The following is a 12,836-nucleotide window of genomic DNA, read 5'->3' on the forward strand; positions in this document are numbered from 1 at the left end:
CATTATATTCGGTGAATTATTTGGCCTGTTCACGCAGTTTTTCTGGTAGCTTGTATTCACCTTTACTTCGCGAAATTTCTTTCACCGTTGGTGAATCTAGTGGGCCTTTCACTTCATAATTGACTTGAGTGAAGACCTCAACCACCGGAGATATCACCGTAGAGATGGCCAAGACATACAAAGCAGTTTGAGGCGCAACGGCAAACGCAGTCAGCATTGGTAAGCCTGATGTGATGTCTGGTGTGAATTTCACTTCCGCATCAACCATTCTGCTGTTCATATTAGCGATACCGCGGATTTGCATTTCCCCTGCTAACGCATCCATTACGATATCATTGGTGATAAACACACCGTCTTGGATTTTGCCCGTTCCCGTGATCGAGTTGAATGCCATGCCTTTATCGAATACATCGGTAAAGTCGAGCTGCATCTTACGGATGATAGAATCCAAGCTGAACAAGCCTAACAAGCGTGCCGCACCACTAACTTCACTGATCACGCCTTTACCAAATTCCGTTGAGACGTTTCCTTGCAAGGTTTGTGTCTTCATTGACCAAGGTGCGCCGTCCCATTCCATATTGGCATTGATCTCAAATGGTGCTTGTTGAATGCCTGATGTAATACCAAAGCGCTCCATAAGATCGGTGTTGTTATCACCTTTCATTTTCATGGTTAAGTTGGAATGGCTACTCTCTTTCGTCAGGTCCCACCAACCACTCATATCAATGCGGTTTTTGCCGCTACTAAAGGTGATATTTTTCCACTCCAAGCGGTTCTCGCGACGCTGCAAATCAACATTCACTTTGCCCACTTTGTAGCCTTGCAGCCAAAAATCATCAATGTTCAAAGTTAAGTTTGGCATCTCAGCGTGAAACTTGCGGTCAAAATTGGTAATCAAAGGTGCGTTTTGATCTTCACTCGCAAAGATTGAGCTGCGCTCTTTGGTCATCTCTTCAAACCCTGGGATGTACAGATGCAAGTGCTCTAAAGAGACCGATAGATCATAGGGTTTCAGATAGTTAGCTTTCCCTTTAACCTCTTGACTGTCCACATCGAGTTGCCAACTCAAATTTTTCTTGCTTGCTGAAAAATCCACATCATGAAACTCAATCCCACCGAACTGTAAGTTTGGCGTTTCAACTTCAATGCGTGTCGGCAATGGAATGGTCGGCGTTTTCATGCTTGCCAAAACAGACGATGAAGGCTTGCTCTCAGAGACCTGCGCAAGCTCAGCCCATTGGTCTAAATTCAGTTCTTCGACACGCACCGAAGCATCGTGCCCGACAATAGGACTAATCCGGAAGCCACCTTTGCCAACCATTAAATGAGTCGCAGTCAGAACCGGGACATCGCCAGCGATATCTATCTCAGTTTGATACTTCACATTTGGGATCTGTAGTCTTGCTGAAATACTCTCTTGATTGCCAGATGCTTGCAGTTTCGCTTGTCCAGACTCGCCAATTTGTTTCGCTAAAGGATAAGGATATTGACTAGCCAGACGATTTAGCTGCGCCAGCACTTCAAGCTGATAAGTGAAACCAACATCATTGAGTTGCAAGTCAATGTCCATTTGCCACGGCGCATGGCCAGAAACAAGGTTTAACCAACGCTCACCGACATAGGGTTTGAGAGGCTCGACATCCCAATCTCCTAGTGTATTAATTGTCACGTTGTAGCCTTGCTCCGCACTCTCTCCATGGAAATCAAGAGAGATAGGCTGTTGTAATAATTCGGCCGACAAACCCGATGTGGTAACCACATCATTGTCGAAGGTGATACGCCCTGTGGCGTTTTCAAGCGTCATTGGCGGCGCTTCAATATCAACACGATTTTCTGTTAAATCGGCATAACCCCAAGCGCGAGACTCTTTATCAAAATCAAACGGTATATTGAGTTGAAACTCAGAGTAAACGGGACCACTCACTTGCAGCGCTGTCAATGCGGCACCGACTGAATCCACTAATGGCGTCGCCATCATGTAGTCACGGACTTCATTACCCGGCGCGCTTGCTTTCGCTTCAATCTCGATGTGCCCACCTTCTGCCAACTCAGGGATTCGCCCAGTGATACGCTTGGCATGAACGCCATTTAGTGTGGCTGATTTTGAATCCAAATACATGGCATCATTTTCAAACAGCAAGTCTAGCTGCAAATCCGTGATGGTTGGCCATGCAGTATCAAAGCTAAATTTCGCATCTTTTAATCCAACCCAAGCTTGGAACATGCCATTATGTTCTTTGTAAGGAAAATCACCTAACTCGCCATACCACAACAATTTTGCTGTGTTCACTTTACCGCCCTGAATCGCGGTCGAAAGATAGTCGGTCAAGTCTTGTCCAAGTGCCAGAGTCGGTAGATAGCGCCATGTTTCACCCGCGTTGTAGAGATCCGCTTCGGCATAAAACGATAAAAATGGGCTTTGTTCTTTTGGAAAATCAAGACGGAATGCCCCCAAGACTTGAAGATCAGGCGTTGCTGCCGTCACTTTATCCGCCCACAAACGCCAACCCGCATCATCTTGCTGCCAGATAATATCGACTTCACCTTGTTTGATATTCAGCGGAGCTTGGAATACATCGCCGTACGGAAAGACATCATCAATGACGGTGACTTTTGCTTTAGCTTGATTCACATCCCCCGATACGCTGCCCTGTACGTGATGAAACCCGGGTAGGAGCTCCCATTGTGTCATCGCGAGTTCATCCAGTTCAGCCGAGTAGCGTAAGGTGTCTAAACCACCGTTCATTGACAATCGGACATCTTCGACCCGACCTTTCGGTGCTAGTTTGTTAATAAGGTCACTGGTCGACTCTGACTCTGGAGCCAGCTTGATGAGCGGAATGAGTGCTTCGATGTCGAGCTGAGAGAGATTAAGCATCCAGCCGTTTGGTTGCCAATCAAACGCGACGTCTAGCTCTGGCCAAGGGGTATTATCGGTTCTGATCTGAAGTGAGTGGCCATTTACTTTCCAGCCTTGTTTATCTGGTCGAAGATTGAAAATTCCAGACTCAATAAACAGCTCATGATGTCCATCTTCATTCCACACCAACTCGGAAGGCAGCAATTCAACATAAGCATCATGCGGTTGGCTATGTTTGAGCGTTAGCCAAGTATTTAAGCTGACTTTACCCGACTCTGCTCCTGACTCTTCTTGCATGTAAGTGGTCAGCCAAGGTGTGACCGAGACATCTTGAGCACTCACGTAAAACTCACCAGATACATCGCGCAACGAGCCATGATCTTTAAAGTTAGCGCTTACTAACAATGAGTTCAGGCGAACATCGGCAATGCTAACCGTGCCTTCGGCTACGTGACGTTTCCCTTGATTGCTCCAACGAAGCTGCTCAATATCTAAACGGCGAGTTTCACCTGACACAGACTTATACCAAATCCGTGAATCGCTAATAGTGAAGTCTTCGAACTGACGTAAAAGAAGTGAGTCGAGTTGGTCAATGAGTTTCACTTCGCTCTTATCCACTTCAGGCTTCGGATCTTGACGATGAGAAGTCGGCAGAATGTCTACCGTGTGAATGTCTAAAGCGAGGTTATGAATGGTAAGGTCTGCAACTACAGGTTTAAGTTGAAAAAGAGATTGAATAAGGTCGAACTCAATTTGGACTTCTTCAACAGCGAAGCGTGCATCTTGCACGTTTGGTAGATTTGCCTCTAAACCCAGTAACGCAATTGAGGGATGATTATTGCGCCACGTCCCTGCGACATTGGCAATAGAAACGTCAAAACCTGTGCCTTGTTTGACCCAGGTTTTGATCTCATCTTGGAAATGGTTAAGTTGCGGCAGTGTGACGCGAAGCGTGGTTACTAATATGGCTAATAACACCAATACAGTAACTAAACTCCACGCACAAAAACGCCCAAAACGGTTAACACCAGAATTCACAAATGTTCCAAATTACATCATTACGACGTCAAACTGTTCCTGAATGTACAGGGGTTCAGCCTGAACTCGCACTTGCTTGCCAATAAATACTTCGAGCTCAGCCAACGCATGAGACTCATCGCCCAATAGCGCTTCAGCAACAAACGGCGATGCGTACACGACAAAATTATCGGCGTCGTAAGCACGGTTCACACGAGTAATCTCGCGTAATATCTCAAAGCATACAGTTTCGACCGTTTTCACGCTGCCACGGCCTTCACAAGTAGGACAGCCAGAACACAAGATATGTTCAATACTTTCTCGTGTGCGCTTACGTGTCATTTCAACTAAGCCAAGCTGGGTAAAGCCGTTGATGTTGGTTTTTACTCGGTCTTTCGCCAGCGCCGTTTCCAGTGAGGTAAGTACTCGCTGACGATGCTCTTCGGATGCCATATCGATAAAATCAATAATGATGATACCGCCGAGGTTACGTAAACGTAGCTGACGCGCAATAGCTTGCGTTGCCTCTATATTGGTATTGAAGATAGTCTCTTCGAGATTACGACGACCAACAAATGCACCCGTGTTGATGTCGATGGTGGTCATGGCTTCGGTTTGATCGATGATCAAATAGCCGCCCGATTTTAGCTCGACCTTGCGCTCTAAAGAACGCTGAATTTCGTTTTCGGTGTCGTACATGTCAAAGATTGGCTTGTCACCTTCGTAAAGCTCAAGCTTATCTGTTAACTCCGGTACATACTCAGAAGTGAATTCTTTCAGGTTTTCATATTCAAGGCGGGAGTCGACCATGATCTTATCGAGCTCTGTGCCAACAAAGTCACGCAGAATGCGTTGAGCTAAGCCGAGTTCACCGTAAAGTGTTGAACGCGTTTTGTATTTTGAGCGACGCTCCATGACTTTTAGCCACAAACGCTTTAGAAATGCCGCATCTTGAGAGAGCTCTTTTTCATCAGCGCCTTCTGCCGCGGTACGAATGATAAAACCACCGTGCTCATCGCAGTAATGGTTCACCACCTTTTTCAAACGCTCACGCTCTTTCTCACTTTCAATACGCTGCGAAACACCGACATGGCTGGCCCCCGGCATAAAAACAAGATAACGCGAAGGTAAGGTGATATCCGTCGTTAAACGTGCACCTTTCGTGCCGAGCGGATCTTTGACCACTTGCACAACAATGTCTTGTCCCTGGCGTACCAGCTCAGAGATATCACGGACTTGAAACTGCTGTTTTTCGTTTTCTGCCACACATTCGGTATGAGGAACAATATCTGACGCATGTAAAAACGCCGCTTTATCTAAACCAATGTCGACGAAAGCCGCCTGCATACCTGGTAACACTCGGCTTACTTTGCCTTTGTATATATTGCCCACAATACCGCGACGCGATTCGCGCTCGATATGTATTTCTTGTAGTACTCCACCTTCAATCATGGCCACACGAGTTTCACTCGGGGTCACGTTAAGCAGCAATTCTGCACTCATGTGCACACCTCAAAACAATTATAAAAATTCTTGAATTAGCTGATCGGTTTCGAACAAAGGTAAGCCTACTACAGCGTGATAACTGCCTTCGATTCGGGTGACAAATCGCCCTCCGAGTCCCTGAATACCATAACTTCCAGCTTTATCGCATGGCTCTCCTGACTGCCAATATTGTTCGATTTCTTCGTGAGTCAGTGGTTTGAACCACACGTCAGTGGTAACGACCACTGAATGTTGTTGTTCCGATGATACAACGCTCACCGCAGTCATCACTTGATGGCGACGACCGGATAAGTCAGTAAGCATACGCTTTGAATCTTCAAAACTTTTTGGTTTTTCTAGCACACGGTCATCGCATACTACGACCGTATCAGAGCCCAATACAACGGAATCAGGCTTAGCCAACGCTAAGCCTGCCTGAGCTTTTTCCAAAGAAAGACGCAACACGTAATCTCGTGCTTGCTCATGAGCCTGTTTGGCTTCCTCAATATCAGGCAATACGATCTCAAAATCATAACCCAGTTGAGCAAGCAGCTCTTTTCTTCTCGGAGAACCCGATGCGAGAACGAGAGATAAGCTTTTCTTCACCGCTTTACCTTACGTGCCATGCACGACGAACTCGTCGCATTAATAAAAACATCCATGGCCAAAGTATACAGTTTATTGCCGCCGTCCACAGAGATAATGGATTAAATACTACGTCCTGGTTCAAATATTCCCCACAGAATATCAAAACTTCCAATAACGCAGTAAAAAAGGCAATTAAAATCGACTGTTGCCACAATGCCATGTTGCGAATCAACAGGAAATTCAGCGCCACAAGGTAGATAACGATCGACATCATCATGCCACGAATTCCAAGCGTTGAGCCGATCAAAATGTCCCATAATAAGCCCAACACTAGCGCAGTTCCGACGTTTACTCGGTGCGGTAGTGCCAACACCCAATAACACGTGACAAGGAACAACCATGAAGGGCGTAACACATCTAACACACCTGGCCATGGAATGGTTTGCAGTACCAGCGCAACGAAGAAACTGACGCCAATCACCATTCGGCTACTCAATACATTATTGGCCATCGGTTACCTCTTGTTCTTGCTCTAACCCTTCATCTACATTGGACCGCAGTACTTTGTGTTGACGGTCTTCATTCGGCCAAATCAGCAGTAGGTAGCGTAAGCGATCAAACTCCACAACCGGCTCAGCCTTGATTGAGGCGAACTCTTGACGCGTATCGTGATCCACATTGGTAACCGTCGCGACTGGATATCCCTCAGGGTAAATGCCACCTAAACCGGATGTCACCAATAAATCACCAACCTGAATATCTGTGCTGGTTGGAATGTGCTCCAGTTGGATTTCATCCATTTCACCATTGCCCGATGCGATCACTCGGATATCATTGCGGATCACCTGGACAGGAATTGCATTTTTCGCGTCCGTTAGCAGCAGAACACGTGCGTTGTGCGCTGCGACAAACGTGACCTGACCAACGATGCCTTTCTCATTGATAACAGGCTGACCAACGTAAACACCATCAATACGGCCTTTATCGATCACCACTTGATGACGATAAGGTGAAGTATCAACCGCCATTACTTCTGTCACGACTTTCTTTTCATCACGGACAAATGAAGATCCTAACAACTTACGTAAGCGTTGGTTTTCTTCTTTATATTGGTCGAGCAAGATAAGCTCGCTTTTCAGGCGTAGCACTTCTCGCTTTAAGCTGCGATTGCCTTCAACCAATGCCTGATGAGAATTAAAACGTTCAAATACTCCATCGAACATACTACGAGGTAAATTCGCTGCGTACTGAATCGGTGCAACCATACTGTTTAGTAGGTATCGAACGTTGGAAAACGTATCTAGACGACTATCGGCCAGCATTAAGCTCGCCGACACGATGACAGCAAAAAACAGACGTAATTGCAGAGACGGACCTCTGCCGAAAATCGGTTTCATCTTGTTTTTGACCTGATTGCTTCCATGATTATTGAGCCTTACTTGGCAACCTAAAAATACTTAACTAAATACTTTTAGGTATGGAGCATGTTTGAATTACAGAGAGAGCAGAAATGAAGGTGAAGCCCGACATGAGCTTCACCTAAACCTTTATTCTTCAGAGAACAGATCGCCACCGTGCATGTCGATCATTTCTAGAGCTTTACCGCCACCACGAGCCACACACGTTAGTGGATCTTCCGCGATAACCACAGGAATACCAGTTTCTTCCATTAGCAGACGGTCTAGGTCTTTAAGTAGTGCACCACCACCGGTTAGTACCATACCGTTTTCAGAAATGTCTGAAGCAAGCTCTGGTGGGCACTGTTCTAGTGCAACCATGACTGCTGATACGATGCCAGATAGCGGCTCTTGAAGCGCTTCTAGGATCTCGTTTGAGTTCAAGCTAAAGCTTCGTGGCACACCCTCTGCAAGGTTACGACCGCGAACTTCAATCTCTTGAACTTCATCACCTGGGTAAGCAGAACCGATTTCGTGTTTGATCTTTTCAGCCGTTGCTTCACCAATCAAGCTGCCGTAGTTACGACGTACGTAGTTGATCACAGCTTCATCAAAGCGGTCACCACCGATACGTACAGACGATGAGTAAACCACACCGTTTAGAGAGATAACGGCAACTTCAGTTGTACCACCACCGATATCGACCACCATTGAACCTGTCGGCTCAGATACGCGTAAACCAGCACCAATTGCCGCCGCCATTGGCTCGTCGATTAGGTAAACTTCACGGGCACCAGCACCAAGTGCTGATTCACGAATTGCGCGACGCTCAACTTGGGTAGAACCACAAGGAACACAAACAAGAACACGTGGGCTTGGCTTTAGGATGCTGTTATCGTGCACTTGCTTGATAAAGTGCTGAAGCATTTTTTCGGTTACGTAGAAGTCAGCGATTACGCCGTCTTTCATTGGGCGGATAGCGGAAATGTTGCCAGGTGTACGACCAAGCATCTGTTTTGCTGCGTGACCGACTGCAGCAACGCTTTTTGCAGAACCTACACGATCTTGACGAATAGCAACTACAGAAGGTTCATCAAGGACAATTCCTTGCCCTTTTACGTAAATTAGAGTGTTGGCTGTACCTAAATCGATAGATAGATCGTTAGAAAACATGCCACGAAGTTTCTTAAACATACTCTTCGCTCATCCTGCAAAAATATAGAAGACAAAAATTGCTCTAAATGTACCAATGCCTCGCTGTCACAGCAAGGTATTGGTACACAAACATGAGCAGAAAGCCTCAATTTCTTGCAGTTTCCTAACTTAAGGGCAAAAACCTAAGTTGTTACTGTCCGGTTAACCCTGGCTCACCACGGTAAATCACACGGTCATTACCTCGGTGAATACCGAAGGTGACGACGGAGGATGGGTTTTCTTCGGAGCCATCATTGTCCCAGTCGTATTTGAGCCAAGGGAGGTTGTTACCACTAGGGTCGAGATTAAGCCAAACTTCAGCTTGTTGACGTCCACAGTCTGCGCGCTCTTGCTTAGCAATAAGTTCACGCATGGCACCATCGTTAACCGTCGTTCTGACGCCTTCAAGTAAAATGTCGCAGTCGGAGCCATCATCAGGCCAAACTGGCTCCTGGCTTTTTAGAGTTGGGGACACTGTTGTCCCGTTATCCTTACTGTTTAAAACGAATCGGGTATCTCTCCAATACTCCACTCTAAGGGGGATATTAACAGATTTACCCTGATTCACTCCCACATCATCCAGAGCTATGCGACCAAACCTGACATCAGGTTGCGATAGTAGCTGTTGCGAAACCATTCTATCTTCAGTGCTATTTTGCCCTTCTTTTAAGAACATCGTAGGATCAACATAGCCAGATACTTTAGTTCCATTATTATTAAGTGAAAGCGAAATAGACGTTTCGATGGAACTATCCTTGTCTGCCGGTAGTTTTGAATTAAATGGACCATCGGGACTCGGCAAAGATAAATCTTTACGCCAATAAACTGAGTTATCCCAAGTTTTGCTCCACACAGCTCCCGACCAGTTATCACTAGTCAAATCGGAATCCAAAATGCTAAGTCTATCTGAGTAACCACCAGCCAAATACAAATCTGCTTTTAAAGAATTGGCAAAACCACCATAATTTTGAGTTGTGTAACCGTTAGCGTTATATGCTGTGACTTCAAACTTAACCGATTCAAAATTCTGTCCCATATATACAGATTGATTCTGATTATCAGGGTAGGTCCACTCTGTCCCGGTGACTTTAAAGTAATCCGGATAGAAGCGCCCAATGGTTGACTTACCATCGGCTATTTTAAATGCATTACTACCAAGATATAGAGATGTGCCAATATCATCGCCATTTTCATCTTTAGCAACTGGTGCCTCAGCAATAAGCTCGAAAACACCGACTTCTGAAACCGATTGATCAAACGTCACACTGCCACGAGACCATTTACTTGATTCTGGTAGCTTCTCATTTAGAAGTTTGGCTAATGAACCATTAGACGGGTACTTCACTTTATTACTAACCGTAATAGTCTTCTCTTGATAGTTCTCAGCAACCGTATCATCATCTTGCAATGCCGAGATGGTTAACTCAAAAACTTCACCAGCAGCAACAAACCCCGAAGAGCAGCCATTTTTACTGTTGGTGCACTCTCCGCTCTTATCACCACTCTTTGCAGTAACTTTCAGTTTTGAAGGAAAACTAACGAAGCTGCCGAATCCATCCGAGTCATCAACACCTTCAACACTGGCTTTAAGTTTGACCTTTCCAGCTTCAGAGTATCTCAACTTAAAGAATGCCTTGCCTTCATCATCAAAATAAACATTAGGCAGGTATTTATTAGCTCTGGTTAGCTCGACATTTGAACTCCATTCCACAGCCTGATCTTTCACTTTTTTCTTGTAAGAAATCACGACAGGTTGAGAGCTATCGATCGGTGCCACTTCATAATCAATCGACATATTAACACCGCGAGATTCACCGCCGTCTTCAGTTCGAGTTGAACAAAACGATAGGTAGTCCTCCCCCGTAGTTTCGCGACTAGCAACTACATCATTAACATTCACCGCAAGCACATTTGAAGCGAAGGTTACATTACAGTTGTTAGCAGATAGTGGCCCGCCATTAATTCGACATCGTGCCCCTTCAAAGCCAAACTGTGGTACGGAACTTTGATCGATACCCAAAGTAATATCGCCAGCTCTTGAACCTTGCAGCTCAAGCTGAGTTTCATTCTCAAACTGTACATTTGTACCACCAACCCAGTTGGCAACATTATTGCCAGTAGATGGAAGTAAAGTGACAGAGAGAGGCGTTAAGCTGCCATCATCGTATGCATCTCTAGGATATTGCTCAGAACAACTTTCATTCATACAAGCTCTAAGTGTCACATCAGAAGCCTGACACGTACTGCCTGAGCCTGAGTAGTCAAACTCGAAATGATGAATACCATCTGTTAATCGCGAGTACTTGTCCGCACAGACTCGGAAGTTATCAATATCATGCGTATTGGTAAGCATACCTGTGGATGCCGTTACCGACAGACGGAAGTTATCTGGAATATAGTTAAAACCACCTTTTTTCAAAACGTTAAACTCTTCGATAACAGGATCCCATCCGCCATTTTTTCCGACTTTTCGAAATACAGCCAGCGTTATCGTATCGGTGTTACGCGAATTTAAAACTACTTTATAACGATGCAGTTTCTCTTTACCTTTTCGATTATCCAACGAGCTGCTGTATTTTTTGCCAGTGATATACGGATAACCTTTCAACCACTTACCATTCGCATCTTGGACGCCCTGTCCACGCACCCCAACATTATCAGCAACACTATTTGAAACGATTTTCTCGCTCCCTTCACGAATGTAGTTACCAAACTCATCAATACCAATACCTAGCCAACCACCAGCAAAGCCTTCTACATCTTTGGAGACTTCAGGGTAGTGATTCTTTAGAAGCTTCATCCCGTAACCAAGCGGACCACCAAATGCCCCGGTTTGAGGAGGGACACTCGCATCAGAAATCACCAGCGCAACACCGTCAGCACCATTCCCACCATATGCATTGTGATCAAACTCAATCTCTAAATAGTTCTGATCTGACGGAAAAATATAGTTATATGCAGAGGCTGTTGCCTGCTCTGGTTTATTTGAGTTTAAGATGAAACGTCCATCAGAGATATGGGGCTCGTCACTGGTACCAAAGCCCATCACCGACCAGTTTGACAATGAACCTGAATTGAAGTTTTCTTCTGGTAATAGTGAACATTGCTGTGTTGGAGGAATAACAGGAACTAATTCAGGACAAAGTGAGGCTACAGCCTCTATTGGGCACTCTCCGGTCTGGGGGGGCTGACAGTTGGGATCATCTACACCACAATAAATGTCACTATCATTGTACTCGTAAGAATGTGATTTTGAGTTAACAGAACCACAGACGGTCGAGCTTTTTACTGTGGCTTTCCCGTGGGACTGAATCGCTTCACTAAGAGTATAAACACCTCGATTTTGATCGAGTTTAGAGTTAGTCAACGATACTTCGCTACCTGTTGATTCTACCCGGCCACAAACCAATGAGTTTTTAATATCGACTTTATGTAGAGCGAGAATATTTCCGTGTACTTGGTTATGGCTCTCTAGGATCACCTCGTGACCTTCACTAGTTACATCCCCAGTAACTTTCGTTTGTTTTAAAGTAACTTTGCTTCGTGCCCAAACATCACCTTGAATTTCATTTTCATTTGATTCTGTCTTTACTTCACCGCCTTGACTTGTAACTTTCCCCTCGACAACCGTCTTCTTCAACGTTATATCACCATGCGCTATAACATCACCATGAATCCTGTTACCATTGCTCTCCGTTTTAATTTGTCCACCCGTACTCGTAACATTGCCATTCACTGTTACTTTCGAGAGAGTTACGTCTTTAGCCCCCTCAACACTGCCATTAATGACATTCCTTTTACCTTTTATCTCAATACCATCAGAGTAACTGGTAACATTGCCTTGTACTTCTGCATCTTCAAGAAGCACCTTTCCGTGGGATACGTAGATTAAACCGTGAACCTTAATATCGTTCTTGAGTTCAACTGCACCGAAAGACTCCACACGCCCAAAAATTTCAATGTCATTTTTACCTTTGAAATCGCTGTTCTTGGATAGGATATTGATCGAATGTTCACTGCTTCCTAAAGTATTTTTTCCTTTAAGTTCAACACCACCATAAACATGAATGTTGATATCACGGTAAGCGTTGACTGACTGGCCTACATTCATTGTAAGACCATTGGGACAAATATAGTTGCCAAAATCATAATAATACCCACCACAGAAGCTCCCTCTGGCTTTCATTTTCCCCTGACTAATCGACCAATATGGAGTCATATCATTTGGAACAGCAGAAAAACTTTCAGAAGAAAACAAACTGACGAATAAAGCAGTAATTATTATTCTTTTCATT

7 protein-coding genes are annotated in these 12,836 nt (G+C 45.0%); all 7 read right to left on the reverse strand.

From position 1 onward, the window contains the following. Nucleotides 1-16: 16 nt before the first annotated feature. A complete protein-coding gene (locus R7P67_RS18340) occupies nt 17-3,898 on the reverse strand; it encodes a YhdP family protein (RefSeq protein ID WP_213973530.1) in 3,882 nt (1,293 codons plus the stop codon). Nucleotides 3,899-3,910: 12 nt separating this feature from the next. Further along, the gene (rng, locus tag R7P67_RS18345) at nt 3,911-5,380 is read right to left on the reverse strand and encodes a ribonuclease G (RefSeq protein ID WP_005381138.1); all 1,470 of its coding nucleotides are present in this window, start codon (nt 5,378-5,380) and stop codon (nt 3,911-3,913) included. An 18-nt stretch (nt 5,381-5,398) separates the two neighbouring features. Beyond that, nucleotides 5,399-5,968, reverse strand: a complete 570-nt coding sequence (locus R7P67_RS18350; protein WP_005381139.1) for a Maf family protein — start codon at nt 5,966-5,968, stop codon at nt 5,399-5,401. Nucleotides 5,969-5,972: 4 nt separating this feature from the next. Beyond that, the gene (gene mreD, locus R7P67_RS18355) at nt 5,973-6,461 is read right to left on the reverse strand and encodes a rod shape-determining protein MreD (RefSeq protein WP_005381141.1); all 489 of its coding nucleotides are present in this window, start codon (nt 6,459-6,461) and stop codon (nt 5,973-5,975) included. Next, nucleotides 6,451-7,347 carry a rod shape-determining protein MreC gene (gene mreC, locus R7P67_RS18360; RefSeq protein WP_005381142.1) on the reverse strand — a complete coding sequence of 299 codons (897 nt, stop codon included), beginning with the start codon at nt 7,345-7,347 and terminating at the stop codon, nt 6,451-6,453. Before mreC ends, mreD begins: the two co-directional genes overlap by 11 nt. Before the next feature lie 150 nt (nt 7,348-7,497). Beyond that, nucleotides 7,498-8,541: a rod shape-determining protein gene (locus R7P67_RS18365; protein WP_005381144.1), complete on the reverse strand. Its 1,044-nt coding sequence runs from the start codon at nt 8,539-8,541 to the stop codon at nt 7,498-7,500. Nucleotides 8,542-8,692: 151 nt separating this feature from the next. Next, nucleotides 8,693-12,835, reverse strand: a complete 4,143-nt coding sequence (locus R7P67_RS18370) for a DUF6701 domain-containing protein (protein ID WP_044129503.1) — start codon at nt 12,833-12,835, stop codon at nt 8,693-8,695. Nucleotide 12,836 lies beyond the last annotated feature (1 nt).

Source organism: Vibrio sp. Vb0937 (assembly GCF_033338855.1).